Here is a 26,636-nt window from a genome sequence, read left to right on the forward strand (position 1 = left end):
CGGCAAGCATTATCCCTGCGCGGGCAAATAAAACCAGTCGGCCTTTTAGATAGGAGGTCACGGGATGTTTCTACCCTATAATCCCCCATCATTTTTTGTGGGCTTGTCAGGACCTTATGTCTGCTTCCATTCGAGACGCCATGCGCATGGCTGCGCTCTATCTGGTGTTGTCTGTGCTCTGGTTGGCGCTGTCTGATCAATTATTGAGCAGTTTTTTCGATAATCCTCAGCAGCTGGCCCGTTGGCAATTGCTCAGTGCCCATGTCTGGGTGCTGTGCAGCGCAGTACTGATCTTCACGTCCCGTGCCCGTCTGTTGAATTTCATCGGTGTCGGCGCGCGCCTGCGCCGCGAGGACCGCGAACGGTTGCGCATGGCCGCGGCGGTGTTCGACAGCACCCTCGAAGGCGTGCTGGTGACCGATAGTAACGGGGTGATCGTGCATGTGAACCGTGCGTTCATGCAGATCACCGGCTACGAAAAGGATGAAGTCATCGGCCAGCGGCCGAACAAGTTCAAGTCCGGACGTCATGGACCGGCGTTCTATCAGGAGATCTACGCGGCCCTGGCCGAAAAAGGTGAGTGGAGCGGTGAGGTCTGGAACCGGCGCAAGAGTGGCGAGGTGTACCCACAGTGGCAGACCATTTGCTCTATCCGCGATGACAGCGGCGAGCTGAGTCACTATGTGGCAGTGTTCAGCGATATCAGCGCGATCAAGCATACTGAGCGCGAGCTTGCCCACCTGGCCCATCATGACCCGCTCACGGATTTGCCCAATCGCCTGCTGTTCAACGACCGTGCCGAGCAGGCGCTGACTGCTGCTCAAGCCAACAAGCGCGGTTGTGCCCTGCTGTTGCTGGACCTGGATCACTTCCAGAGCATCAACGACGGTCTTGGGCACAATGTCGGTGACCAGTTGCTCAAAATGGTCGGCGAGCGGCTCAAGGCGTTGCTGGGCAGTGGCGTGACCCTGGCCCGTTTGGGTGGCGACGAGTTTGCCGTGCTGACCGAGCAATGCCCGCAGGTCGGCCAGGCCGCGGCGCTGGCACAAAGTGTCATCGATGAGATGAGACAACCCTTCGAGCTCGATAACCAGCGCCTGTTCGTCAGCGTCAGCATTGGTATCAGCCTGTTTCCCAGTGATGCCCTGAGTGCCGAGCAACTGTTGCGCAATGCCGACTCGGCCCTGTTCAAGGCCAAGGCCAGTGGTCGTGCAGGCTATGCCCTGTATACCGAGGAATTGACGGCCCATGCCCAGCAGCGCGTCGAGACCGCCGCAGAGCTGCGCCGGGCGTTGGAGCAGGAAGAACTGCGGGTTTACTACCAACCGGTGCATGACCTGTGCAGCGGCGCGATGATGGGTGTCGAGGCGCTGGTGCGCTGGCAGCATCCTCAGCGTGGGCTGGTGGCTCCCGGTGAGTTCATTGCGATCGCCGAACGCACCGGTCTGATTGCTGATATTGACACCTGGGTCTTGCACCAGGCCTGTGCGCAGATGGTGCAGTGGCAGGCCAGTGGGCGGCCGCTGCAGTTCGTGGCGGTGAACATTTCCAGTCGTTTGTTTGGCCATCGCGACCTTTACCAGCAGGTTGCCAAGGTGCTGCATGACACGGGTTTAGCCCCGGCGATGCTGGAACTGGAGGTTACGGAAAGCGCGGTGATGGAGGATCCCGAGGTCGCGCTGGAGCAACTGCACCGCTTGCGCGAATTGGGGCTGCGCCTGGCCATCGATGACTTCGGCACGGGTTACTCTTCACTGTTGCGGCTCAAGCGCCTGCCGGTGCAAAAGCTCAAGATCGACCAGGGTTTTGTCGCGGGCTTGCCTTGCGATGAAGACGATGCGGCGATTGTCCGGGTAATAATTGCCCTGGGCCAGAGCATGGGCATGCAGGTACTTGCTGAAGGTATCGAGCAGGCCGAGCAAGCGCAGTTTTTGCTCGAGCATCAGTGCCAGCTGGGGCAGGGGTACTTTTTTGGCCGGCCGGTTCCGGCGCAGCAATTGCGCTGTGGAGCAGCCTCAAGTGCATAACTATTTTTAGTTATATAAAAATTCTTAAATAGTATTTTTAAGAATATTTAGCTCCCCCTAAGATTGCCCTCAAGCCAGGCGCAGTCGCCCTCAACGACGCAACTGCACGGCACCCTTATTCACAGGAGCACGAGCATGAGCGCATCTCTGCGTAGCGTTGACGGTCAGGACGAAGCCACTATTCTGCGCGAGATCCAGAGCGCCCTGCGCGACCTGCGGTTCGGCGCGGTGGAAATCACCGTGCACAACGCTCAGGTCGTGCAGATCGAGCGCAAGGAAAAGTTCCGCCTGCAGAGCCCCGGCAACAAGCCCAGCTGATACCCCTAATTAGAAAAAATAGCCAATCGGGAGCTTCACCATGTCCATCCGCCGTTATGCCCTGGCTGCACTCGCCAGCGCCGTGTTTGCCGGTTCCGCCATCGCCAAGGACTACGAGTTGTTGAACGTGTCCTATGATCCGACCCGTGAGCTGTATCAGCAGTACAACGCCGAGTTCATCAAGCACTGGCAGCAGGCTCACCCGGACGACAAGGTGAAGATCCAGCAGTCCCACGGTGGTTCGGGCAAGCAGGCCCGAGCGGTGATCGACGGCCTGCGCGCCGACGTGGTGACCCTGGCCCTGGCCGGCGACATCGACGAAGTGGCCAAGCTCGGCAAGAGCCTGCCGGACAACTGGCAGACCCGCCTGCCGGACGCCAGCACGCCATACACCTCGACCATCGTGTTCCTGGTGCGCAAAGGCAACCCCAAGGGCATCAAGGACTGGGGCGACCTGATCAAGAAAGACGTTTCGGTGATCACCCCGAACCCGAAAACCTCCGGTGGCGCCCGCTGGAACTTCCTCGCCGCCTGGGCCTACGGCCTGAAGGCCGGTGGCAGTGAAGCCAAGGCTCAGGAATACGTGCAGGCGCTGTTCAAGCACGTACCGGTGCTCGATACCGGTGCCCGTGGCTCGACCATCACCTTTGTCAACAATGGTCAGGGTGACGTGTTGCTGGCCTGGGAAAACGAAGCCTTCCTGGCCCTCAAGGAAGACGGTGGCAACGACAAGTTCGAAATCGTCGTGCCGTCGCTGTCGATCCTCGCTGAGCCGCCGGTGGCCGTGGTCGACAAGAATGCACAGAAGAAGGGCAACGAGCAGATCGCCGAGGCATACCTCAAGCACCTGTACAGCCCGGTCGGGCAGAAGATCGCCGCCGAGAACTTCTACCGTCCGCGTGACCCGAAAGTTGCTGCCGAATACGCCAAGCAGTTCCCGAAACTGGACCTGGTGACTATCGACAAAGACTTCGGTGGCTGGAAGACTGCCCAACCCAAGTTCTTCAACGATGGTGGTGTGTTCGACCAGATCTATACGGCGCAGTGATACATGGCCGTCAGGATAATCGCCGTTCAGTAGCCAGCATGGGCCCGGGATTCGTCCCGGGCTTCGTGCGTTCAACCAGGGACCTTTATGTCACGTCGTATCTCCCCCGTCATACCCGGCTTCGGGCTGACGCTGGGCTACACCTTGGTGTACCTCAGTCTGATTGTGCTCATACCGCTGGGGGCCATGTTCGTGCATGCCGCCCAGCTCACCTGGGAGCAGTTCTGGGCCATCATCAGTGCACCGCGGGTACTCGCTGCACTCAAGCTGAGCTTCGGCACTGCCCTCTGCGCCGCCATCGTCAACGGCATCATCGGCACCTTGCTGGCCTGGGTGCTGGTGCGTTACACCTTCCCGGGGCGCAAGATCATCGAGGCGATGATCGATTTGCCGTTCGCCCTGCCCACGGCCGTGGCCGGTATCGCCCTGACGGCGCTGTACGCGCCAGCGGGCCTGGTTGGCCAGTTTGCGACCGACCTGGGTTTCAAGATCGCCTACACCCCCCTGGGTATTACCTTGGCGCTGACCTTCGTGACCTTGCCGTTCGTGGTGCGTACGGTGCAGCCGGTATTGGCTGACATCCCTCGGGAAGTCGAAGAAGCCGCTGCCTGCCTGGGCGCCAAACCGCTGCAGGTGTTTCGCTATGTGCTGTTGCCGGCGCTGTTGCCCGCCTGGCTGACCGGTTTTGCCCTGGCCTTTGCCCGTGGTGTCGGTGAGTACGGCTCGGTGATTTTCATCGCCGGTAACATGCCGATGAAAACCGAGATCCTGCCGTTGCTGATCATGGTCAAACTCGACCAGTATGACTACACCGGCGCCACTGCCATCGGCGTGTTGATGCTGGTGGTTTCCTTCGTCCTGTTGCTGCTGATCAACCTGCTGCAGCGGCGCATCGAAACCCCTTGAAGGAGGCCACGTCCATGTCTGCATCTACCCTTGGCGCGGCCGCATCGGCCAACGCCGCCCGCCGTGGCAGCTCGACCTCGCGGCGGATCCTGATCAGTCTCGGTTGGTTGATCTTTGCCCTGTTCCTGCTGCTGCCGCTGGTCATCGTGGTGTCCCAAGGCCTGAAAATGGGCTTGGGGACGTTCTTTGAGGCGATCTTCGAGCCTGACGCGCTGTCGGCCCTGAAGTTGACCCTGATCGCCGTGGCCATCTCAGTGCCGCTCAACCTGGTGTTTGGCGTCAGCGCCGCCTGGTGCGTGAGCAAGTACAACTTCCGCGGCAAGAGCATCCTGGTCACGCTGATCGACTTGCCATTCTCGGTCTCACCGGTGATTGCCGGTCTGGTCTATGTGTTGATGTTCGGCGCTCAGGGCCTTTTCGGGCCGTGGCTGCAGGATCACGATATCCAGATCGTCTTCGCCTTGCCGGGCATCGTTCTGGCGACCATCTTCGTCACCGTGCCCTTCGTCGCCCGTGAGCTGATCCCGCTGATGCAGGAGCAGGGCACCCAGGAAGAGGAGGCCGCGCGCCTGCTGGGGGCCAACGGCTGGCAGATGTTCTGGCACGTGACCCTGCCCAACATCAAATGGGGCCTGATCTACGGCGTGGTGCTGTGTACCGCGCGGGCGATGGGTGAGTTCGGTGCGGTGTCGGTGGTCTCCGGGCACATTCGCGGGGTGACCAACACCTTGCCGCTGCATGTCGAGATCCTCTACAACGAATACAACCATGTCGCGGCCTTCAGCGTGGCCAGCCTGTTGCTGATCCTGGCGCTCTTCATCCTGCTGCTCAAGCAGTGGAGCGAGTCCCGCATTAACCGTCTGCGCCACAGCGCAGCGGAGGAATAATTCATGTCGATCGAAGTTCGTAACGTCAGCAAGCGCTTCAACGCTTTCCAGGCCCTGGACAGCATCAACCTGGATATCCACAGCGGCGAGCTGGTGGCATTGCTCGGCCCGTCCGGCTGCGGCAAGACCACCCTGCTGCGGATCATCGCCGGGCTGGAAACCCCCGACCAGGGCAGCATCGTCTTCCATGGCGAAGACGTTTCCGGTCATGACGTGCGTGATCGCAACGTCGGTTTCGTGTTCCAGCACTATGCCCTGTTCCGCCACATGAGCGTATTCGACAACGTCGCCTTCGGCCTGCGCATGAAGCCCAAGGGCGAGCGGCCGAGCGAGAGCAAGATTGCCGAAAAGGTCCATGAATTGCTGAACATGGTCCAGCTCGATTGGCTCAGCGACCGATATCCCGAACAGCTTTCCGGTGGCCAGCGCCAGCGTATCGCCTTGGCCCGCGCCTTGGCGGTGGAGCCCAAGGTGCTGCTGCTCGACGAGCCTTTCGGTGCCCTTGATGCCAAGGTGCGTAAAGAGCTGCGCCGCTGGCTGGCGCGCCTGCATGAGGATATCAACCTGACCTCGGTGTTCGTCACCCACGACCAGGAAGAGGCGATGGAAGTCGCCGACCGCATCGTGGTGATGAACAAGGGTGTGATCGAGCAGATTGGCTCACCGGGCGAGGTTTACGAGAATCCGGCCAGTGATTTCGTTTACCACTTCCTTGGCGATTCCAACCGCTTGCACCTGAGCGAAGGTCACCACGTGCTGTTCCGCCCTCATGAAGTGTCGCTGTCGCGGCATGAAGTCGAGGGGCACCATGCGGCTGAAGTGCGTGATATTCGGCCGCTGGGCGCGACTACCCGGGTGACCTTGAAGGTCGAAGGGCAGAGCGAGCTGATCGAAGCTGAAGTGGTCAAGGACCATGACAGCCTGACTGGGCTGGCCCGTGGCGAGACGCTGTTCTTTAAGCCCAAGGTCTGGCAGAAAGTCGCCAATATCTGAGTACCCCTCCAATCGCGGGGCAAGGCCGTTCCCACAGGGTGAGTGAAAACCTGTGGGGCGGCCCTGCCCCGCGATCGTATTTCCCCTCCCGTCCTGCGAATCAAGCACCACGCCTAGCGCGTTGTAGCTGCTCGTTCGCGCCTGCGTGCTATATGCATTTTTCTCATAAAAAGTATCGGGCAAAGGCATTTGCTCTACCTCGGCTGCACTCCTTATAAAGGCTATCTCTTATTCGATAAATATATTTCAACTAATAAATAAATAGCTATCAGGAATATGCATTCCTGGCCAGGAGCCGCCCATGAGCCCGACCCATCGTCTTGCACCTCTCTCTTCACGGCGGCTCCAGCGCCTGCCCCTGGCCCTGCTGCTGGCCGGTAGTGCGCACTGGTTGCCGGCTCATGCCGCTGAGCCGGAGCAGGCTGCGGTGAAGGCCAGCGACAGCCAGCTCAAGACCGTCACCGTGACCGCCCGACGCCGGGAGGAAAGCGCCCAGGACGTGCCGACACCGATGAGCGTGCTCGATGGGCAGGCGCTGGAAAGCCAGCGCATCTACCGCATCCAGGATCTGCAGCAACTGGTGCCGAGCGTCAACGTTGCCTACATGCACGCCCGCCAGTCCAGCGTGTCGATCCGCGGCTTGGGCAACAACCCCGCCAGCGATGGTCTGGAAGGCAGCGTTGGCCTCTATCTGGACAACGTTTACCTCGGCCGTCCGGGTATGGCCGTATTCGACCTGATGGACATCGAGCAACTGGAGGTGCTGCGCGGTCCGCAAGGCACCTTGTTCGGCAAGAACACCACCGCCGGGGTGATCAACATCAGCACCCGGGCGCCGAGCTTTACCCCGGAGCGCAGCCTCGAAACCTCGGTGGGTGAGGATGGCTATTTCCAGACCAAGGGCACCTTGTCCGGACCTTTGACCGAGACCCTGGCCGGACGTATTTCGGCCTACCGCACCCGCAGCGATGGCGACATCAAGAACGAGTACGACGGTCACACCCTCAATGGCGGTTCGCGCCAGGGCTTTCGTGGTCAGTTGCTGTACAAGCCCAGCGAGCAGTTCAACCTGCGCTGGATCGGCGATTACAACGAAGAGGATTCCAGTGCCGGGACCCGTTTGCTGTACAGCATCGGACCGACCATCAATGGCGTCAACCGCTACGAAGCCCGGGCCAGGGCGGCAGGTGCCACGCTGATCGATGGCAGTAAGCGCAAGGTCAACCTGGACAGCGACCAACAAGTTACCGTGTTCCAGGGCGGCACCTCGCTGGAAGCCAACTGGACCCTGGATAACGATTTCACCCTGACCTCCGTCAGTTCTTACCGCTGGTGGGACTTCACCCCGCGCAACGACGAGGGCCTGAATGTGCCGGCGGCGTACAACTCCGGGGTTTCGGTGCGTGACAAGCAGTACTCGCAGGAATTTCGCCTGGCGTCGCCCACCGGTGGCTTCTTCGACTATGTACTGGGCGCCTATTACTTCGGCTCCGACCTGGATAACAAATCCTTCGTCTACTACGGGCCCCAGGCGGATATCTGGAACGGCACCCCGGCCGGCGCCCTGGCCAATGTCACCACCCTCGGCAAGGGCCATATCAGTACCGACAGTTTTGCCCTGTTCGCCCAAGGCACCTGGCACCTGACCGAGCGCCTGGACTTCACTGCCGGTATTCGTGGCACCTATGAAGAAAAAAGCGCCTGGGTCGATCGTGCCGCCCCCGTTGGCGGTGCCGCTGTCACTGGCGCTGCGGCCGCTGCCCGACAGGGGCGGGTCGGTGCTTATGAGTCGGGCGGCCTGAACCAATACACGTTCAGCCCGTCGGGCCTGCTGAACCTGAGTTATCGCTTTACCGATGATCTGTTGGGGTATGCCACCTTGTCCCATGGCGAGAAGTCCGGGGGGGTCAACCTGACAGTGGCGACCGCGCCGGTGGCGGGTGCTGACTCGCTATTGATTGGCACCGAGCGCGCCAACAACGCCGAGCTGGGTCTCAAGAGCACCCTCTGGGATCGACGCCTGCAACTCAATGCCAACCTGTTCTGGACTGAGGTGCATGGCTACCAGACCAACGCCTACGACGAAGCCAACCGTGTGCAGTACCTGACCAACGCCGGCTCCGTGCGCTCCCGTGGGGTGGAAGTGGAAAGTACCCTGGTGCCGCTACGCGGCCTGACCTTGAACCTCAACGGCTCCTACAACGATGTCCGCTACCTCTCCTACAAGGATGCGCCATGCGCCCCGGAAGTCGCCCTGCAGCCAGGTGCGCCCGCAGCCTGTGATCTGACCGGTCACCAGGTGGTCGGCGCCTCGAAGTGGATCGGCAACGCCAACGGCCAGTACCAGTGGGGCCTGGACAACGGCCTGCAGCCCTACGTTACCGCCAGCTACGCATTCCGCTCCAAGGCGGTAGGCACGGTCGAGGACTCCGACTTCGCGCAGATTCCCAGCTACGCCGTGGTCAACCTGTCCACAGGCTTGCGCGGCGATCTCGGCCAGGGGCAGTGGGATGTCTCGCTATGGCTGAAAAACGCCTTCGACAAGACCTACTACACCACCCTTTGGAGCGCTGCCAACGGTGGTTACGAGGGGTTGGTGGGCACGCCGAGAACCCTCGGTCTGACCGGTCGCTACGACTTCTGATGGCGGTTTTTGCATGCCTGCTTTGAATACTTTTCATGCGCGGCAGGCATCGCCAATTCAACGATTGGCCCGAGGCCTTGAGTGGCGGGGCATAGCGCGGAGCGTTGAATTTTATTATTCGTTTAAATTCTATACATAACTTCAAAGATTGCTTTAAGAAATAAGCAACATGCAGTGATGATCCACACAGCGAAGGCAATTGAGCTGCCTTCAGTGAAACACATAGAGATCCCAGGAGCTGATCAATGGGTAATGTCCAGACCGCCGCCACCGCGCTCGATGTGCTTTGGCGCCAGACGCCGAGCGGCGAGCTGGTCGATCTTGGCCGACCGCACCGTGTACCCCTGGGGTATCAGCGTCTGCAGCGCACCCCGAAAAGCGCCTTGGGTCGCCGGGAAAAAATCGTCCTGGGGATCTTTGCCCTGGCCCTGCATGGAGCCGTGGCGTACTGGATCAGCCAGACGCCAACGCCAGTGCTGCCGGTGGTGCCGCCGGAAATTCCACCGATGACTATCGAGTTCTCGCAGCCGGCGCCGCCTGTAGTCGAGCCTGCACCACCGCCGGCTGTGGTTGAGCCACCGCCACCTGTAGTCGATGAGCTGGCGGCCAAGCCGGCACCTAAGCCTGTGCCCAAACCCAAGCCAAAACCGGTGCCCAAGCCCGAACCCCTGCACCCAAGGCGGTCGAGCAACCGCCCGCGCCACCTAAACCCGTTGCCGCGCCGACACCGCCTGTGCCAGCACCAGTGACGCCAGCTTCGGCCAGCGCCGGGTACCTGAAGAACCCTGCGCCGGAGTATCCGGCACTGGCCCACAGGCGCGGTTGGGAAGGCACGGTGTTGTTGCGGGTGCATGTGTTGGCCAGTGGCAAGCCAGGCGAGATTCAGCTGCAGAACAGCAGTGGTCGCCAGCAGCTCGACGACGCAGCCCTGGCAGCGGTCAAGCGCTGGAGTTTCGTCCCGGCCAAGCAGGGTGAGGTGGCCGTGGACGGTTGGGTCAGCGTACCCATCGAATTCAAGATCCACTAATTCGCGCTAACAGAGAGAGTATTGATCATGACGTTATTGGCATCCCCCCTCGAATCCATCGAAAGCGCGGTGATCTGGCTGCTGGTGGGCTTCTCTGTCATCACCTGGGGCCTGGCCCTGGTCAAGGGTGTGCAGTTCGTGCGCTTGAAGAATCAGGACAAGCGTTTCCACCAGCAGTTCTGGGCGGCATCCAGTCTGGATGCTGCTGCAGAACTGAGCGAAACCCAGCCCGGCGCGGCCGCCCGGGTGGCCCAGGCCGGTTACGCCGCCATTGCCGTGGGTGAGCCCGGTCAGGCCAGCGACCTGAGCCAGGCCATCAACCATCAGGATCGCCTGGAGCGTGCCCTGCGCCAGCAGATCGTACGTGAGCGGCGCTCCCTGGAAACCGGCCTGGCGGTGGTCGCTAGTATCGGCAGCACCTCGCCATTCATCGGTCTGTTCGGTACGGTCTGGGGCATCATGGAGGCACTCAAGGGCATCAGCGCTGCCGGTTCCGCCAGCCTTGAAACCGTTGCTGGCCCTATTGGTGCAGCGCTGGTCGCCACCGGTGTGGGGATCGCCGTCGCAGTACCGGCGGTGCTGGTTTACAACTACTTCCTGCGCCGCCTGAAACTGACCGCTGCCGACCTCGATGACTTTGCCCACGACTTCTACAGCCTGGCGCAGAAGAGTGCCTTCCGTGTGTTGGTGCATCCGACGGTCTACAAACCAGCTGGCAGCAGCCCGCAAAAAGTGAAGGAGGCCTCCTGATATGGCCTTCTCGACCCAGGACAGTGACGAAGTACTCAGCGAGATCAACGTAACGCCGCTGGTGGACGTGATGCTGGTGCTGCTGGTGGTGTTCATCGTCACCGCGCCGCTTTTGACCAACGCCATCCCCATCAACCTGCCCAAGACCGAGGCCGTGGCCCCGGTGGAGCAGAAAGACCCGTTGGTGGTGAGCATCGATGGTGATGGCAAGTTGTTCATCAACAAGGATGAAATCCAGCCCGACCTGCTGGAAACCAGCCTTCAGACAGCCAAGGCCAAGGACCCGCAAGTGCGTGTGCAGCTTCAGGCGGACGATGGCGTGAATTATGGGGAGGTGGCACGGGCCATGGCCTCGATCGAACGTGCGGGGATTACCAAGTTGTCGGTGATCACCGCCCGCTGAGCAACACACCTCAGGCAAGTCTTCAGGGGCCATTCCTGGGCAGGGGGTGGTCCCTTTTTTTATTTCTGTGGGTTGGTGATTTTTCATTTTGGTTATTAATAAATACCTTCTTATTCCTTTGCGAATATAACCACTTCCCTATACTTAGCCTCAAGCACGCAAACCCAACAGGAGGCGTCCCCATGCGCAACACGTCGATCCGTTACCTGATTGTGCCGGGCTGGCAAGGTTCGCCAGAAGATCATTGGCAGAGTCACTGGCAGCAAGTGCTGCCCAACAGTGCGCGGGTCGAGCAGCTCGACTGGCTGACGCCCCAGCGCCACGAATGGGTGGCTGCTCTGGAACAGGCAGTGGCCGCCGACGATTCGCCGGTGATCCTGATTGCCCACAGCCTGGGCTGCATCACCGTCGCTCATTGGGCTGCACAAGCCAGTGTCAGCCTGCTGCATCGTGTGCGCGGCGCTTTGCTGGTGGCGCCGGCTGATGTCGAGCGCCCAACGTGCTCGCCAGCCTTGCGTAACTTCGCGCCGATTGCCCAGCAGTTGTTGCCGTTCCCAAGCCAAGTGGTCAGCTCCGACAACGATCCGGCGATCAGCGCCCCGCGGGCCATGCAACTGGCACGCGCCTGGGGCGCCGAGGTGGGCTTTCTGGCCGGGGCCGGGCATATCAACGTCAAGTCCGGGCACCGTCGCTGGGAGCAGGGGTTTGCCTACCTGTACCGCCTGCAGAACCGCCTGGAACAGCACGCCCTTCGCCGCGCCTGACCTCAGGCGCAGACTTTTCTCCAGATTCAACGCCCGGCCCCAGGTGCTGAGGGCGGGAGTTTGCCATGAGTATTCACGACACCTTCGGTCAGCCGCTGCTGACCTTTCCTGAACTGGACAAGAGCCCACTGAGTATCCGCGCCAAGGCGCTGGTATTCGTCGACCCGCGCTCGCGGCAATTGCGCGAGGAGCTGGAGTTGCTGGCGCCATTGGCGCTGCCGGTGCTGATTCGCGGCGAGACCGGCACCGGCAAGGAACTGCTGGCCCGGCAGATTCATCGCGCCAGTGATCGCGCTGGTCTGTTCGTTTCGGTCAACTGCGCGGCGATCAGCCCGACCTATGCCGATGCCGAGCTGTTTGGCTACAGCGCCGGCGCCCACAGTGGTGCGGCCAGCAGCCGCGCCGGTTGGTTCGGCTCGGCCAATGGCGGCACCTTGTACCTGGACGAAATCGCCGACTTGCCGCTGGCAATCCAGGTCAAGTTGCTCGCCGCCCTGGAAAACCGCGAAGTCACCCGGGTCGGCGCCCAGCAACCCAACCCTGTGGACGTGCGCCTGGTCGCCGCGTCGAGCATCGACCTGGGCGAAGCGGTCAGCGCCGGCAAGTTCCATGAACGGCTCTACCACTATCTGCACGAAGGTCATCTGGAGTTGCCAGCCTTACGCGATCGGATCGGCGATATCCTGCCGCTGGCCGAGTACTTCGTCGGTACCTACAGCCCGCGGCTGAATCTGCCGGTGCCGTTGATCAGTGAAGCGGCCCAGCGTGTGCTGGAACTGCACAGCTGGCCGGGCAACACACGAGAGTTGGAAAACGTCATTCACTTTGCGTTGCTGGTCAGCAGCGGTGAAGAAATTCTGCCCCAGCACTTGAACCTGCCCACGCCACTGCAAGCTCTGGCCAGTCAGCTCGATCAGTTGTGCCAGCGGGCGGTTGCTGGTGAGCGCAGTGCTTTGCAGGGCTTGCTGGAGCAGTCCTTGTTGCGTCTTGCCCAAGGTGCCGTGTAACCCTATGCAGCTTCATGGTTAAAATGGAATAAGCAGCGAAATAAAAGATATTGTTCCGGCATAAAAAATCTCGGTATTGTCCGCTCCAAGCCAGCTAGCAAAGTGCTGGCAACCTAATTTCGCCGTCGACTGATGGCCATGTATTCGAATAAGGACTGCGCATGAAAAAGGCTCTGTTGTTGACTGCTCTGACGGCCGCTCTGTCGGTTGCAGGTTTCGCCCACGCCGGCGAGAAACTGGTGGTTGCCGCCACCCCTGTGCCCCACGCCGAAATCCTCGAGCTGATCAAGCCGACCCTGGCCAAAGAAGGTGTGGACCTGGAGATCAAGGTGTTCACCGACTATGTGCAGCCTAACGTGCAGGTCGACCAGAAGCGCCTGGACGCCAACTACTTCCAGACCCTGCCGTACCTGAAGAACTTCAACGAAGGCAAAGGCACGCATCTGGAAACCGTGATTGGCGTACACGTCGAGCCCTTCGGTGGTTACTCGAAGAAGATCAAGAGCCTGAGCGAACTGAAGGACGGCGCGACTGTTGCCATCCCTAACGAAGGCAGTAACAGTGGCCGTGCCCTGCTGCTGTTGCAGAAAGCTGGCCTGATCACCCTGAAGGATCCGAAGAACGCCCTGGCAACGCCAAAAGACATCGCCGAAAACCCGAAGAAGCTGAAGTTCCGCGAGCTTGAGTCGGCCATGCTGCCGCGCGTGCTGGACCAGGTCGACCTGGACATGATCAACACCAACTACGCGCTGGAAGCGGGTCTGAACCCAGCCAAAGACGCCCTGGTGATTGAAGGCTCCGACTCGCCGTACGTGAACTTCCTGGTGGCCCGCCCAGACAACAAGGACAGCGAGGCGATCCAGAAGCTGGCCAAGGCCTTGACCAGCCCTGAAGTGAAAACCTTCATCGAGAAGAAGTACAGCGGTGCGGTACTGCCGGCGTTCTGATCGCCCCAGTCCCTCGACCCGCCTCACTCAACGCCGACGCCGGCCTCGCCGCGTCGGCGTTTTTGCGCATAGCGTTCAAGGATTTCGCAGGTTAGCTGTTTGGGTGATATCAATATGCAATAAAGGTATTTAAATAAATATTTTTATGCCTTTAGAGTCTTAGTCATTGTGCTCACCCGCACTGACAACCCTGTGTAGAGCGGCCTGTTTACCCTCGGGCCAATCCTAGATTCTGCAATGAGCTTTGATGTCGCTTTTATCCTTGGCGCACTACCGGCTTTCCTGAAGGCCGTCGGGGTCACCTTGCAGGTAGGCCTGATCGCGATTGCCACCTCACTGCTGGTGGCACTGATCAACGCGGCGATCCTGGTGTTCCGTACGATGCCTATCGCGTGCTGGAAGAAAAACTGGGCGAGGAAGCACCGATTGCGCCGGCAGTGAAGAAGGGCAATATCGAGTTGCGTGACTGGGTCAACGCCGAGCTGGCACGTCTGGGTGAGCAGAAATACCTGCTCAAACTGTATGACCAGTACGTCCGTAAAGAGCTGAGCGATGACACCAAGCCTGAGAGCGTGATTGTCGAAGGCGGTAAGTGGCAAGGCTGACAGGCCCCATCGCAACCACTTGTGTAGAGGATTTATCCGCGAAGGGGCGCAACACGCCCCAAAGATGGGACTGCTATGCAGTCCTTCGCGGATAAATCCGCTCTCACGAGCTGCATCCCAATGCTAGTCTGCAGGCACCAGCCTCAAGGTACTCTGCGCCGGAATCACCCCCATCTGTGCCTTGTGATACTGCCCCTCGATGTAGTCCTTGGACTGATCGGCATAGTGCCGGTCGAACAGCACACCACTTTGTCCGACCGGGTTGATGGTCAGGGCCTGCCCGGCATCGGCGAAATCGATCAGGCGCCGGGTCGAAGGACCATAGGTGACCGGCCAAGGGGCCGGACCGATCTTCGCCGACAGGTTGTTCGGCACCTCATGAGCGCCCGGCGCTGCGAATGCGCCGACATTGAACAGTAGGTTCAGCGGCTTCTGTAGCCCCAGCGGATGATTGTGGGTCAGGGTATGCGCCTTGCCCCATTGCCAGGCGGCGGGGTCATTGCCCAACGTCTTGCGCAGGTGTGCCAGGCTGGCCTGCCAGGCCCGTTTTACCGCCTTGCTGCGGCTGCCATGCTCGCTGCTGCCATGCTGGTCCCACCAAGGGGACTCGGCGTCGGCGGCCAGGCGCGGCAAGGCCGCATCGATGACCCGGGTGTTGATCAGGGTCCGGAACCAGGCATCGCCCAGCTCGTCATGCATGGCCGCGTAAGCCAGGTCGTAGAGGAACTGGTTGAACAGCGTGGCACTGACCGAGTCCAGCGGGTAGTCGCCATTCCAGCTCGCCAACTGTTCGACCAGCTCCTTCTCCTGGTCGCCCGTGGCCACTTCTCGCAGGATCCCCAGTAACGGCGCCAGGGTGCGTGGGCCATAGTCGGTGGCGGTGTCGAGCTGCAGTGCTTGGCTGTTTTGCGTATCCCATTTGGGCTGCGAGGCGGCTAGATGGCGGTCCAGCTGCTTGCCGCGGTCGGGGAGGTTGTAGTAGCCCGGAATCGGCATGGCCGCGGGCGGCTGATGGTTGGCCGAGACGATGTAGCCGCTGGCCGGGTTTTCCTGCTGCGGGTTGGCGCTGAAGGGGTAGAAGCCGAGCTTGTCAGCCTGGGCAGTGCTGCCGTCGAGGATAAACGCCGGGTTTACCCCGTCTGGGCGAATCGGCAACTGCGCCGCCGCCCACCAGCCGATATCGCCGCGGGCATTGGCCCATACCAGGTTGAGTCCGGGCGCCTGGATCTTCGCTGCGGCGCTGCGCATCTTGTCCAGAGTGTCGGCGCGATTGATCTGGTAGAAACCCTCGAGGATCGGGTTCTCGGTTTCCAGGAACGCCCACCACATGGCAATCGGTGTGGGCCCGGCGTTAGCGCCGATCACCTTGTTGACGATCGGGCCGTGAGGCGAGCGGCGCAGGGTGATGGTCAACGGCTCCTTGCCCTTCACGGCGATGGTGTCCTGGGTGACGGTCAAGGAGCGCCACTGGCCGTTGATGCGTACCTGATCGGGATTGTCGGGATTGACCTGTTCTGCGATCAAGTCGACATCGTCGTTCTGGAACATGGTCAGGCTCCAGCCGAAGGCGCGGTTGTGCCCCAGTGAAGCAAAGGGGTTGAGCGCCTGATGATAGCCATAGAGGTTGAAGCCGGGTGACGACAGCTCGGCCTCGTACCAGACGGCGGGCACGGCAAAGCTGATATGCGGGTCTCCGGCCAGCAGCGGCTTGCCACTGCGTGTACGGCTGCCGGATACGGCCCAGGCGTTGCTACCTTCGTACTGGGGAATGCCAGCCTCGCTCAGGGCGTGCTGGCTGACTCGGGCCAGGTGTTCCAGGCTTTTCCAGTCAGCGGCGGTCAGCGGCGGGCTGCTGTGCAACGCACCCTCAGGGTTCCAGTCGAGGTCGAAGATCTTCAGGTACTCGCTACCCAGCTGGTCGCGCACATAGGTCAATGCCGGCTCGGTGCGAAAGGCGGCGGCAAAGCTGTAGGCCATGTAACCGGCAATGCTCAGCGTGTCCTGGGCAGTGAAAGGCCGCGGCGTGATGCCGAGCACATCGAACTCCATGGGTTTGGGGTGGCTGTCCTGCCAGGCATTGACGCCATCGAGGTAAGCCTGCAGGGCAAGCCAGGCGGGTGCTTGTTTGTCCTGGCGCTCGACGTAACGCTCGGCCTGCTCACGAATACGCAGGCTGCGGAACAGGGTATCGGTGGGCACCAGCTTGCTGCCGAGTACTTCGGCCAGCTCGCCACGGGCCAGGCGGCGGATGGTCTCCATCTGGAATAATCGGTCCTGGGCATGTACGTAGCCCAAGGCGTGGTACAGGTCGATCTCGTTGCGGGCCTGGATGTGCGGTACGCCACGGGCGTCATAACGCACACTGACCGGGGCTTGCAGGCTGGCCAGAACTACCTCGCCCTCGCGCTGCGGCAACTTGCCTTGCACATACCAGTAGCCGCCGCCGGCTGCTGCGGCAATGACCACAGCGAGGAAGGTCAGGCTGCGCTTCATCAGGACTCCTTGTGCTTTTTTGCCAATAGCATAGCCCCAAAGCCGGGGCCGTGAATCGTGGAGGCCGCTCTGGCGTGGGTGCGCTAGGGCTGCCAGGGACAATAGCAGCCCACTGCCATGGTGTGGGTAGCGCTGACCGCCCGGCCCTGACTCAAGGCCAGCAGAATCGGCTCGATAAAGCTGTTGCTCGAATTGCAGGTCGCCCCTTCGCTGTAGGGGCCGAAATAGGCCAGCTTGCCCTGGCGGTCCCAGATTGCTACGCCAGGGCTGGCCGGCAGGTGTTCGGCTCCGGGCAGCTCAGTCAGCGGCTTGAGTGCGCTGAGCGTGCTTGGCAACTGTCCACGGCTGCCAGGTTTTTGTACGACATAGAACTCCACACCCTGCGCTGCGAAATGCCCGATCAGCTCAGCCAAGTGCTGCTGATTGCCAACGTTACATGGGCAGGCCGGGTCCCAGAAGTGCACCAGGCGAATCGGCCCGGGACCGGCGATGGCGGTGGGTAGCTGCAGACGGTCACCGGAAAACAGCGCGGTCTGGTTGTCGAAGGGGCGAAGATAGCGACTCTGGAAACTGTCGTAGGCCCACCACAAGCCGGCAACGCAAAGGGCAGCGATCAGCAGGCCAAGCAGGGTGCGGGTGGAAGGCGTGAGCATGAGGGCAATATCCGGAAAAAAGTCGCCTAGCTTGCCATGCTGCTGGCAACAGCTGAATATCACAGGTCAATATCCTGCTTTTGCTGTGTGGAAATCCTCTATGCCTGCGTCATTTCAGCCCGACTCGTTACGCGCCAGCCTGCCCCCAATGACTGCGCGCCAGCCGTTGTCGACCCAGGCCCAGGCCTATCAGCGTTACTACGGGCTGGACCTGCCGGCGCGCAAGGTCGCGCCGCAGCGCTGGCTGGGGCGTTTCGAGGCGGCGGGATTCGAATTGGTCGGGCAGGCCTGGGTGCCAGCGGCCCCGGTGGCGACACTGGTATTGTTGCATGGTTTCTATGACCACATGGGCTTGTACCGTCATGTGGTCGACTGGGCGCTGGACCAGGATTACGCAGTGATCGCCTGCGACTTGCCGGGGCATGGCTTGTCCAGCGGCGAGCGGGCCAGCATCGACGATTTCGGTGCCTACCAGCAGGTGTTGCAGGCGTTGTTCGAGCAGGCCCGTGCCCTTGACCTGCCACAACCCTGGCATCTATGTGGGCAGAGCACGGGTGGTGCGATTGTCATTGATCACTTGCTACACGGTGGCGCGCAAAGCCCGGCCCAGGGCCAGGTGATTCTGCTGGCGCCATTGGTGCGGCCACGTTCGTGGCGTTGGTCGAAATTCAGCTATTGCCTGTTGCGCCCGTTTGTAAAAGGCATCGAACGGCGCTTCAGTGAAAACAGCAACGATCCGACCTTCCTGCCGTTCCTGCAGGCGGATCCGCTGCAGTCGCGACGATTGCCAACGGCCTGGGTCGGGGCGCTGGTGGACTGGATCAAGCGCATCGAGGCGGCACCGGTCAGTGCGCGGCGGCCGCTGATTATTCAGGGTGAGTCCGACATGACTGTGGACTGGCCGCACAACCTCAGGGTGCTCCAGGAGAAATTCGCTGCGCCCGACATTCTGCTGCTTCCCGAGGCGCGCCACCACCTGGCCAACGAGCTGCCGGCGATCCGGCAGCGCTACTTCGATTTCATCGACCAGCGCCTGGACTGATCACTTCAGGTCCGAAGTGTTCTGCCCGACGGCCAGGCCTGCGCGGATGGCGGCCAGGGCGGCCTTGTAGTAAGTCTGCCCCTCTGCAGATTCGGCAAAGGTGGCGAACTCATCCAGCTCTTCATCAGACAGGTCGCGATACACGTAGAGCAGGGTGTTGTTCAGTTCGCTGCCAATCTGCTGCATCAATCGTTGACGCTGACCGTCAAGCAGGCTCTGGGCCTGGCTACCGCCGAGCAGGCCAGGGATCATCTGGCTGAGGCTGTCGGCCGCGACCCCGGCAATCGCCAGGCTGACTTCGGCACCGGCTTCGCGGGCGGGCAGGGCCTGGGCCAGGTGACCGATAATCAGCAGGCGGTTGTCGCTGGCCTCGATCTTGGGCAAGCCCTTGGCGTTCTTGGCCAACTGGTCGCGACGGGTGGCCAGCAGTTCGGCGGCGACGATCTTGCGTCCCAGCGCAGACTGGAAGAAGGCCAGCGCGGGGTTGGGATTGCTCAGGTTGGCGCGCAATTGTGCCCGCGCACGCTTGTCCATGGCCTGGGCTTGAAAGCGCTGGTTGCTGTTATTGACCAGCGCCTGGTAAACGGCGGGCGGCAGGCTGTTGCGATAGCGCTGCTGGGCGGCATCGAGGGCATCGGTAAAGTGGGCGCTCTGCTCGGGCCAGCCGGCGACCTTGTAGAGTTGGTCGAGGCTGTCTGCCCAGACAGGCGTGGTGCAGATCATCATCAGCAGAAAAAACAAACGGCGCATTCAGGACTCCTGTCGGCAGGGCGCTATTGTCTTGGCCTGGCAGGGCTTTGTCGAGAAGCCATTGCATACTCTCGGCCAAGTGGCGCTGTCGGTTTGCGCAGCAGATCGATACTATGCGCGTCATGCCCCTATCTCCTGATCACCCACTGCTGTTGCGCATTGTCGACGACCTGGCCACCCATGGCTGGTCACAGCAGGACATCTTTCTTCCAGCGTCTCTGACCCTGGCGCTGGCGGCCGAGTGTCGTGCCCGCGCGGCCGAGGGCGAGCTGGCACCTGCGGCGGTAGGACGGGGAGCGACCCAAGAGGTTCGTGAGGGGATTCGCGGCGACCATATCCAATGGCTGGAGCCCGGCCAGGCCGAGTGCTGCGACCAATACCTTGAGTTGATGGACGGCCTGCGCGAAGCACTCAACCGTGGGTTGTTCCTGGGGCTCGAAGATTTCGAGTGTCACTTTGCCCTGTACCCGCCGGGGGCCTTTTATCGCAAGCACCTCGACCGTTTTCGCGACAACGACCGGCGCACGGTCTCGGCGGTGATCTACCTCAACCCGGATTGGTTGCCCGACGACGGCGGGCAGTTGCGCATGAGCCTGAAGAATGGCACGGAGCACGACGTGCAGCCTGTCGGTGGCTGCCTGGTGGTGTTCCTTTCCGGTGATGTTCCCCATGAAGTGCTGCCGGCCCGGCGAGAGCGTTTGTCGGTCACCGGTTGGTTCCGCCGTCGTGGCAACGAGCCGTTCTAAGCAGCACAAAGTGCTGGTCAGTGCCTGCTTGCTGGGTCAGCCGGTGCGCTATGACGGGCGCGCCAGTGGACACCCCGATCTGCTGCAGCGTTGGCAAAGCGCAGGCCGGATCGTGCCTTTGTGCCCGGAAGTGGCGGGTGGGTTGCCAACACCACGGCCACCGGCCGAGATCCCCGGTGGGCAGGGCAGTGATGTACTCAATGGCCAAGTAAAGGTTGTGACGGTCGCTGGCGAGGATGTCAGTGCGCAGTTTCTGCTTGGTGCGCAGCTGGCGCTGGAACTGGTCCGGCGTCATGGCATCCGTATCGCAGTACTCAAATCGGGTAGCCCTTCGTGCGGCAACCTGCTGACTTATGACGGCACGTTCAGTGGCACCAGGGTAACTGGCGAAGGCGTGACCACGGCATTACTGCGCCGGGAAGGGGTGCAGGTGTTCAGTGAGCTGGAGCTTGAGGCGGCGGAGCAAGCCTTGAAACAGCTTCTGTAGGAGCGGGCCCCGCAATGCTCTGGTTACTTCGGCGGCTTGCTGGCGTCCAGCCCGAACCATTTCTGCGACAGGGCTTCGAGCCGGCCATCGGCCTTGATGCGTTGCAGGGCGTTATCCACAGCGCTTTGGAACGCCGGGTTACCTTTCTGAAACGGAATCGCCAGGCTCAGGGTCGGTCCGACGGTGGCGCCTTCGGTCACCGGCTGCTGGCTGTCACGAATGGCATAGGGCACCAGCAGACGGTCGCTGATAGCTGCGTCGATCTGGTCGCTGGCCACGTCCTTGATCGGCTGGGTGGCGTTTGGATAGCTGTGCAGGTTGACGCCTTCAACCCCACGCGCTTGTTCGGCGAACTGACTCCCCTGGACCACGCCGAGGCTGTGACCCTTGAGCGCTTCAAGGGTGCCCAGTGGGCGTTTGTCTTCCTTGCGCACGATCAGCTGGGCGCTGGAATAGCTGTAGGGCTCGCTGAAACCCAGGCGTTCCTTGAGTTCGGGAGTGGCAGCAACCTGGTTCAGGGCAATGTCGTATTTGCCACTTTCAACGCCCGGCAGCAAGTCGTCGCGGGTAGTCACCACGAACTCGGCGCGTACATCCAGTTCGTTGGCCAGGGCCTGGCCGAGCTCGACTTCAAAGCCCGTCAGCTTGCCGTCATCTTTGAAGTTGAACGGTGGCATGTTGGCTTCGACGGCAATGCGCAACTCGCCACGGTCGTTTATATCATCGATCAGTTCGGCATGTGCCCATGGGCTGAGCAGGGCGGCAAGTAGTATCCCTATGGTCAAACGCATCGAAGTCCCTTGAAATCATTGGCAGTGAAAAAGTTCGCCGTAGCGTTCTGATGATGCCACGGTCGAGCGCAACTTAGGACAACATCAGTTGAAGGATGTTAGCCACAGGGAGAAATATTTTCTGTGAGAAAATTCGGATATGTTCTGGTCCAATTGATCTATGGTGAAAAACCATTGCCTTTCGTTTCACCGGCAAGGTTATAGAAGCAAATCACCGGAGAAGTGAATGAAAAGCCTAGTTTCGCGTGCAGCCGCCGAAAGACGCCAAGGTTTTCATCGTTTCCCCGGCTGATGGCGCGACGGTCGACAAGCCCCTCACCGTCAAATTCGGTATCGAGGGCATGGAGCTCAAGCCAGCGGGTGACCAGACCCCGCACACCGCTCACCACCACTTGCTGGTAGATGTCGACAAGGAGCCGGCCGCCGATCAGGTGTTGCCAGCCAGCCAGTTGCCGGAAAACAAGGCGCCACTGCCTGCCGGTCCGCAAATACTGCACTTCGGCAAGGCCCAGACCGAAGTTGAACTGAGCTTGACCCCAGGCAAGCACACCCTGCAACTGGTATTGGGCGACAAGTTCCACGTGCCGTTCAAGCCAAGCGTTGAATCGAAGAAAATCACCGTAGACGTGAAGTAATCGGCGCAGCATAAAAAAGGGAGGCCACCAGGGCCTCCCTTGTTTTTCACCGGAAAAACTTAGAACAGTACGCGGGAACGGATAGTGCCCTTGACCTGTTGCAGTTTTTCTTGCGCCAGATCCGAGTACTCGGCATCAACGTCGATCACTACATAACCGACTTTCTCGTTGGTCTGCAGGAACTGACCGGAGATGTTGATCGCGTTTTCGGCGAAGACTTTGTTGATCTCGCTGAGTACGCCTGGAATGTTTTCGTGAATATGCAGCAGACGGTGTTTGCCCGGGTGAGCCGGCAAGGCCACTTCAGGGAAGTTGACCGACGAAACCGAAGTACCGTTGTCGCTGTACTTGACCAGTTTCTCCGCCACTTCCAAACCGATGTTGGCCTGGGCTTCGGCGGTGGAACCACCGATGTGCGGGGTCAGGATCACGTTGTCCAGGCCACGCAGCGGGCTTTCGAACTCTTCGTCGTTGGAGCGCGGCTCGACCGGGAACACGTCGATAGCGGCACCGATCAGGTGCTTGTCCTTGATCGCAGCAGCCAGGTGATCCAGCTCGACCACGGTACCGCGGGCGGCGTTGATCAGGATCGAGCCTTTCTTCATCGCGCGGATTTCTTTCTCGCCGATCATCCATTGGGTGGACGGCAGCTCAGGCACGTGCAGAGAGACGATGTCGGCCAGACCCAACAGCTCGTTCAGGCTGGTGACCTGGGTAGCGTTGCCCAGTGGCAGCTTGGTCAGCGGGTCGAAGAAGAACACCTGCATACCAAGGCTTTCGGCCAGGACCGACAGTTGGGTGCCGATCGAGCCGTAACCGACGATACCCAGCTTCTTGCCGCGAATCTCGAAGGAGTTGGCTGCGCTCTTGATCCAGCCACCACGGTGGCAGGAAGCGTTTTTCTCCGGGATGCCGCGCAGCAGCAGGATTGCTTCGGCCAGCACCAGCTCGGCTACCGAACGGGTGTTGGAGTACGGCGCGTTGAACACGGCGATACCGCGCTCGCGAGCCGCGTTCAGGTCGACCTGGTTGGTACCGATGCAGAAACAGCCGACAGCGACCAGTTTCTTGGCGCAGTCGAAAACCTCTTCGGTCAGTTGAGTGCGCGAGCGGATGCCGATGAAGTGGGCGTCGGCGATCTTTTCTTTCAACTCAGCGTCGGGCAGAGAACCGGTGAGGTACTCGATGTTGGTATACCCGGCGGCCTTGAGGACGTCCACGGCGGATTGGTGGACGCCTTCGAGAAGAAGGAACTTGATCTTGCTCTTATCGAGAGAAGTCTTGCTCATCTGCGTAAACCTGTGTCCCGGAGAAAAATGGCAGGGAAGTGAAGCTCTCGCAGCATCGGCTTAAAGCTCGATCAGCGGGGGGCGTATGCTAGCATGAGTACCCCCTGATACGCCCATCCCTGGCACGTGAAGAGTGCTCAGGGTGACTATGAATAGTTCGAGAGTTCTGTCGATGACCAATTCTGCGTTGCTTGATGAGCTGATGACCCTGGTTGAGCCTGGCAAGATGCTGACCGATGCGGTTTCCCTCGAGACTTACGGCAAGGATTGGACCAAGCATTTTACCCCGGCGCCGCTGGCCATCGTATTTCCCAAGAGCACCGAGCAGGTCCAGGCCATTGTCCGCTGGGCCAACCTGCACAAGGTTGCTCTGGTCCCTTCGGGCGGGCGTACAGGTCTCTCGGCGGCAGCGGTGGCGGCCAATGGCGAAGTGGTCGTGTCCTTCGACTACATGAACCAGATCCTGGCTTTCGATGAATTCGACCGTACCGTAGTCTGCCAGCCGGGTGTGATCACCGAGCAACTGCAGAACTTTGCCGAAGACAAGGGCCTGTATTATCCGGTCGACTTCGCCTCTGCAGGTTCCAGCCAGATCGGCGGCAATATCGGCACCAATGCCGGTGGTATCAAGGTCATTCGCTACGGTATGACCCGTAATTGGGTGGCTGGCCTGAAGGTCGTCACCGGTACGGGCGACCTGCTGGAGCTGAACAAGGACCTGATCAAGAACGCCACGGGCTACGACCTGCGTCAGCTGTTCATCGGCGCCGAGGGCACCCTGGGTTTCGTGGTCGAGGCGACCATGCGCCTGGATCGCGCGCCGAACAACCTCACCGCCATGGTGCTCGGCACCCCGGATTTCGACTCGATCATGCCGGTGCTGCACGCCTTTCGCGACAAGCTCGACCTGACCGCCTTCGAGTTCTTTTCCGACAAGGCCCTGGCCAAGATCATGGGCCGTGGCGATGTTCCCGCACCATTCGATACCCCGTGCCCGTTCTATGCCCTGCTGGAGTTCGAAGCCAGCACCGAAGAGGTGGCCAACGCGGCCCTGGCCACCTTTGAGCACTGCGTGGAGCAGGGTTGGGTACTGGACGGGGTGATGAGCCAGAGTGAGCAGCAGCTGCAGAACCTGTGGAAACTGCGCGAGTACATCTCCGAAACCATCTCGCACTGGACACCCTACAAAAACGATATCTCGGTCACCGTATCGAAAGTCCCGGCATTTCTGCGCGATATCGATGCGATCGTCGAAGAAAACTACCCGGATTTCGAGGTGGTCTGGTATGGCCACATCGGTGACGGCAACCTGCACCTGAACATCCTCAAGCCCGATGCCCTGAGCAAGGACGAGTTCTTTGCCAAGTGCGCTACGGTGAACAAGTGGGTGTTCGAGATCGTGCAGCAGTACAACGGCTCGATTTCTGCCGAACACGGGGTGGGCATGACCAAGCGTGATTACCTCACTTACAGCCGTTCGCCGGTGGAAATCCAGTACATGAAAGCGGTGAAGGCGGTGTTCGATCCGAACGGGATCATGAACCCGGGCAAGATCTTCGCTATCGAGTAAGTCAAAGGCATAAGAGCTTCCAATAGCGCCAGGAGTCGGTAATGAGCTATCAGCACCAGTATGTAGACGGCACGCGTATTCACTTTCCCCTGGGCAAGGTGGTGTGCATCGGGCGCAACTATGCCGAGCACGCCAAGGAACTGGACAACCCGATCCCCACCGAGCCCCTGCTGTTTATCAAGCCGGGCAGCTGTGTGGTGCCGCTGGACAGCGGCTTCAAGATCCCGGCCGAGCGCGGTTCGGTGCACTATGAGGCGGAAATCGCGGTGCTGTTGGGCAAGTCGCTGTCGCCCGAGCCCAGCGAAGAAGAAGTGCTCGACGCCATTTCCGGCTTCGCCCCGGCCCTGGACCTGACCCTGCGCGACCTGCAGACGCAACTGAAGGAAAAGGGCCTGCCGTGGGAGCGCGCCAAGTGTTTCGATGGCGCTTGCGTGCTGCCGCCCTTTGTCGCCGGTAGCACTTTCGAGGACCTCGCCGATATCGGCATTCGCCTGACCATCAACGGCGAAGTGCGTCAGGATGGCAACAGTGCGCTGATGCTCAACCCGATTGTGCCGATGATCCAGCACATGGCCACGCAGTTCTCGCTGCTGGCTGGTGATGTAATCCTCACCGGCACGCCTGTGGGTGTCGGCCCACTCAATCCGGGCGATGAGCTGGTGCTGGAGCTGCCGGGCGTCAGCCGCTTCGAAAGCACAGTGTTGTAACCGGCCAGGGCAGCCAGTCACGCTGGCTGCCCTGCGCGCTGTCGGCTTTTGTCATTTTTTTCACAATCAATCCGGATAATGCTCGCGGATCTGGCTCTGCGAACGTGCCGGTAATGTGTTATCAACTGGCAAAAAAGAGCACCAGTCCCATGGCCACTCCCGTTCCTTCCAGTAAATCTGTGCCGTCTGCGCGAAAACGTGGGCTTGCCTTGCGTTGGTCGACCTGGTTGGCTGCGGCAGCGATCATTGGCTATGGCGTGGCGATTGCCATGCACTGGGATGATCGCGGGCTGTTGTGGTTGCAGGAGCGCTTTCAAAGCCCGGTCGAGCAACAAGCCAGCATCTGGCTGCCGGACTACCAGGTCGATATCGATGCGAAGGTATTGCCGGGTATGGAAGATGATGAAGCTTCCGATCTGACCTACAGCCCGGTCAGCAAAACGCTGTTCGCAGTCATGGGCAAGAACCCCTTCCTGGTCGAGCTGAACCTCGATGGCGATGTCCTGCGCAAAATACCTCTGCTGGGCTGGAGCAACCCTGAAGGTGTGGCAGCGCTTGAGGGCGGGCGTCTGGCGATTGTCGACGAGCGTGATCACAAAATGACCATCGTCACCCTGAATGCCGACACCCGCTCACTGAATATTGCTGACTTCCCGCAATACGACCTCGGTCCGTCGCAGAACCAGAACAAGGCTTTCGAAGCGATTGCCTGGGATCCTCGGCAGCAGCGCATTGTCCTTGGCGAAGAGCGCCCTCCGGCATTGTTTACCTGGAGCAGCGATGGCCAGAGCCCGTTGACCGGTGACAAAAAGCCGTTGCCAAGCAAAGAACTGGACCTGCGCAACCTCTCGGCCCTGGGTATCGACCCACGTACCGGGCACATGCTGGTGCTGTCCGCCGACTCCAACATGCTTCTGGAACTGAATGAGACCGGCGAGCAGGTCAGCTTCATGACCCTGCTGGGCGGCTTCAACGGCTTGAACAAGCGTGTTCCTCGGGCCGAAGGCGTGGCTATGGACGAGCAGGGCACCCTGTATATCGTCAGTGAACCAGACCTGTTCTATCGTTTCAAAAAGCCCTGACCAGGATTTAAGCTTGGCTTCAGTTGAGTTTGGTTAGATTCAGGCTGTCATCTATAGAGTTCTCC

At 60.6% G+C, this 26,636-nt stretch carries 24 protein-coding genes and 3 pseudogenes; 22 read left to right on the forward strand and 5 right to left on the reverse strand.

Features of this window, described 5'->3' with window-relative positions; all coding sequences use genetic code 11:
* Positions 1-116 precede the first annotated feature (116 nt).
* The 15 genes and pseudogenes from dibA to ACRESH_RS02810 form a co-directional block, all read left to right on the forward strand.
* Positions 117-2,027, forward strand: a complete 1,911-nt coding sequence (gene dibA / locus ACRESH_RS02740) for a phosphodiesterase DibA (protein ID WP_431740492.1) — start codon at positions 117-119, stop codon at positions 2,025-2,027.
* 135 nt (positions 2,028-2,162) lie between these two features.
* Positions 2,163-2,345, forward strand: coding sequence for a sulfur starvation response protein OscA (gene oscA / locus ACRESH_RS02745; RefSeq protein WP_007899630.1), 183 nt, complete (start codon positions 2,163-2,165; stop codon positions 2,343-2,345).
* A gap of 40 nt (positions 2,346-2,385) precedes the next feature.
* Entirely contained in the window at positions 2,386-3,393 is a 1,008-nt protein-coding gene (locus ACRESH_RS02750; RefSeq protein ID WP_431740493.1) for a sulfate ABC transporter substrate-binding protein, read from the forward strand.
* Positions 3,394-3,480: 87 nt separating this feature from the next.
* Complete coding sequence (gene cysT, locus ACRESH_RS02755) at positions 3,481-4,299, forward strand: sulfate ABC transporter permease subunit CysT (RefSeq protein ID WP_431740494.1); 819 nt, start codon at positions 3,481-3,483, stop codon at positions 4,297-4,299.
* A 14-nt stretch (positions 4,300-4,313) separates the two neighbouring features.
* Positions 4,314-5,186: a sulfate ABC transporter permease subunit CysW gene (gene cysW, locus ACRESH_RS02760; protein ID WP_431740495.1), complete on the forward strand. Its 873-nt coding sequence runs from the start codon at positions 4,314-4,316 to the stop codon at positions 5,184-5,186.
* 3 nt (positions 5,187-5,189) lie between these two features.
* Positions 5,190-6,179 (forward strand): sulfate/molybdate ABC transporter ATP-binding protein, encoded by a 990-nt coding sequence (locus ACRESH_RS02765; protein ID WP_431740496.1) that lies wholly within the window; start codon positions 5,190-5,192, stop codon positions 6,177-6,179.
* 301 nt (positions 6,180-6,480) lie between these two features.
* Positions 6,481-8,823 carry a TonB-dependent receptor gene (locus ACRESH_RS02770; RefSeq protein ID WP_431740497.1) on the forward strand — a complete coding sequence of 781 codons (2,343 nt, stop codon included), beginning with the start codon at positions 6,481-6,483 and terminating at the stop codon, positions 8,821-8,823.
* A gap of 245 nt (positions 8,824-9,068) precedes the next feature.
* A pseudogene (locus tag ACRESH_RS02775) lies at positions 9,069-9,850 on the forward strand (energy transducer TonB).
* Positions 9,851-9,877: 27 nt separating this feature from the next.
* Positions 9,878-10,600, forward strand: coding sequence for a MotA/TolQ/ExbB proton channel family protein (locus ACRESH_RS02780; protein WP_431740498.1), 723 nt, complete (start codon positions 9,878-9,880; stop codon positions 10,598-10,600).
* Position 10,601: 1 nt separating this feature from the next.
* Entirely contained in the window at positions 10,602-11,003 is a 402-nt protein-coding gene (locus ACRESH_RS02785) for an ExbD/TolR family protein (protein WP_431740499.1), read from the forward strand.
* Between the two features lie 182 nt (positions 11,004-11,185).
* A complete protein-coding gene (locus tag ACRESH_RS02790) occupies positions 11,186-11,767 on the forward strand; it encodes an alpha/beta hydrolase (RefSeq protein ID WP_431740500.1) in 582 nt (193 codons plus the stop codon).
* A 65-nt stretch (positions 11,768-11,832) separates the two neighbouring features.
* Entirely contained in the window at positions 11,833-12,774 is a 942-nt protein-coding gene (locus tag ACRESH_RS02795; RefSeq protein ID WP_431740501.1) for a sigma 54-interacting transcriptional regulator, read from the forward strand.
* Between the two features lie 161 nt (positions 12,775-12,935).
* Entirely contained in the window at positions 12,936-13,721 is a 786-nt protein-coding gene (locus tag ACRESH_RS02800) for a MetQ/NlpA family ABC transporter substrate-binding protein (RefSeq protein WP_431740502.1), read from the forward strand.
* Between the two features lie 237 nt (positions 13,722-13,958).
* Positions 13,959-14,102: pseudogene (locus ACRESH_RS02805) on the forward strand (amino acid ABC transporter permease); the annotation flags it as partial.
* 5 nt (positions 14,103-14,107) lie between these two features.
* Positions 14,108-14,326, forward strand: a pseudogene (locus ACRESH_RS02810) (glutamine ABC transporter substrate-binding protein); the annotation flags it as partial.
* Positions 14,327-14,449: 123 nt separating this feature from the next.
* Here ACRESH_RS02810 and ACRESH_RS02815 read toward each other — a convergent pair.
* Positions 14,450-16,819, reverse strand: a complete 2,370-nt coding sequence (locus tag ACRESH_RS02815) for a penicillin acylase family protein (protein ID WP_431740503.1) — start codon at positions 16,817-16,819, stop codon at positions 14,450-14,452.
* 83 nt (positions 16,820-16,902) lie between these two features.
* Positions 16,903-17,472, reverse strand: a complete 570-nt coding sequence (locus tag ACRESH_RS02820; RefSeq protein WP_431740504.1) for a DUF6436 domain-containing protein — start codon at positions 17,470-17,472, stop codon at positions 16,903-16,905.
* A 100-nt stretch (positions 17,473-17,572) separates the two neighbouring features.
* On the opposite strand from ACRESH_RS02820, the gene ACRESH_RS02825 reads away from it, so the two are divergent.
* Entirely contained in the window at positions 17,573-18,514 is a 942-nt protein-coding gene (locus ACRESH_RS02825; RefSeq protein ID WP_431740505.1) for an alpha/beta hydrolase, read from the forward strand.
* Here the strand turns inward: ACRESH_RS02825 and ACRESH_RS02830 are convergent, their stop codons facing one another.
* Positions 18,515-19,264, reverse strand: a complete 750-nt coding sequence (locus ACRESH_RS02830) for a DUF2059 domain-containing protein (protein WP_431740506.1) — start codon at positions 19,262-19,264, stop codon at positions 18,515-18,517.
* Positions 19,265-19,377: 113 nt separating this feature from the next.
* Between ACRESH_RS02830 and ACRESH_RS02835 the strand changes: the two genes are divergently transcribed.
* Together ACRESH_RS02835 and ACRESH_RS02840 are read left to right on the forward strand one after the other, a co-directional pair.
* Positions 19,378-20,010 carry a 2OG-Fe(II) oxygenase gene (locus ACRESH_RS02835; RefSeq protein WP_431740507.1) on the forward strand — a complete coding sequence of 211 codons (633 nt, stop codon included), beginning with the start codon at positions 19,378-19,380 and terminating at the stop codon, positions 20,008-20,010.
* Positions 19,991-20,497: a DUF523 domain-containing protein gene (locus tag ACRESH_RS02840; protein WP_431740508.1), complete on the forward strand. Its 507-nt coding sequence runs from the start codon at positions 19,991-19,993 to the stop codon at positions 20,495-20,497. Before ACRESH_RS02835 ends, ACRESH_RS02840 begins: the two co-directional genes overlap by 20 nt.
* Positions 20,498-20,520: 23 nt before the next feature.
* On the opposite strand, the gene ACRESH_RS02845 is transcribed toward ACRESH_RS02840, so the two are convergent.
* Positions 20,521-21,288 carry a transporter substrate-binding domain-containing protein gene (locus tag ACRESH_RS02845; protein WP_431740509.1) on the reverse strand — a complete coding sequence of 256 codons (768 nt, stop codon included), beginning with the start codon at positions 21,286-21,288 and terminating at the stop codon, positions 20,521-20,523.
* A 245-nt stretch (positions 21,289-21,533) separates the two neighbouring features.
* Between ACRESH_RS02845 and ACRESH_RS02850 the strand changes: the two genes are divergently transcribed.
* The gene (locus tag ACRESH_RS02850; RefSeq protein ID WP_431740510.1) at positions 21,534-21,923 is read left to right on the forward strand and encodes a DUF4399 domain-containing protein; all 390 of its coding nucleotides are present in this window, start codon (positions 21,534-21,536) and stop codon (positions 21,921-21,923) included.
* 59 nt (positions 21,924-21,982) lie between these two features.
* Here the strand turns inward: ACRESH_RS02850 and serA are convergent, their stop codons facing one another.
* On the reverse strand, positions 21,983-23,212 hold the full coding sequence (serA, locus tag ACRESH_RS02855; RefSeq protein ID WP_431740511.1) for a phosphoglycerate dehydrogenase: 1,230 nt from the start codon (positions 23,210-23,212) through the stop codon (positions 21,983-21,985).
* A 172-nt stretch (positions 23,213-23,384) separates the two neighbouring features.
* On the opposite strand from serA, the gene ACRESH_RS02860 reads away from it, so the two are divergent.
* The 3 genes from ACRESH_RS02860 to ACRESH_RS02870 all read left to right on the forward strand — a co-directional run bounded on the left by ACRESH_RS02860 (position 23,385) and on the right by ACRESH_RS02870 (position 26,571).
* The gene (locus ACRESH_RS02860; RefSeq protein WP_431740512.1) at positions 23,385-24,782 is read left to right on the forward strand and encodes an FAD-binding oxidoreductase; all 1,398 of its coding nucleotides are present in this window, start codon (positions 23,385-23,387) and stop codon (positions 24,780-24,782) included.
* 41 nt (positions 24,783-24,823) lie between these two features.
* Positions 24,824-25,489 (forward strand): fumarylacetoacetate hydrolase family protein, encoded by a 666-nt coding sequence (locus ACRESH_RS02865; protein ID WP_431740513.1) that lies wholly within the window; start codon positions 24,824-24,826, stop codon positions 25,487-25,489.
* A gap of 149 nt (positions 25,490-25,638) precedes the next feature.
* Positions 25,639-26,571 (forward strand): SdiA-regulated domain-containing protein, encoded by a 933-nt coding sequence (locus ACRESH_RS02870; RefSeq protein WP_431740514.1) that lies wholly within the window; start codon positions 25,639-25,641, stop codon positions 26,569-26,571.
* Positions 26,572-26,636 lie beyond the last annotated feature (65 nt).

It is taken from the genome of Pseudomonas sp. (genome assembly GCF_050739775.1).
GTDB lineage: Bacteria > Pseudomonadota > Gammaproteobacteria > Pseudomonadales > Pseudomonadaceae > Aquipseudomonas.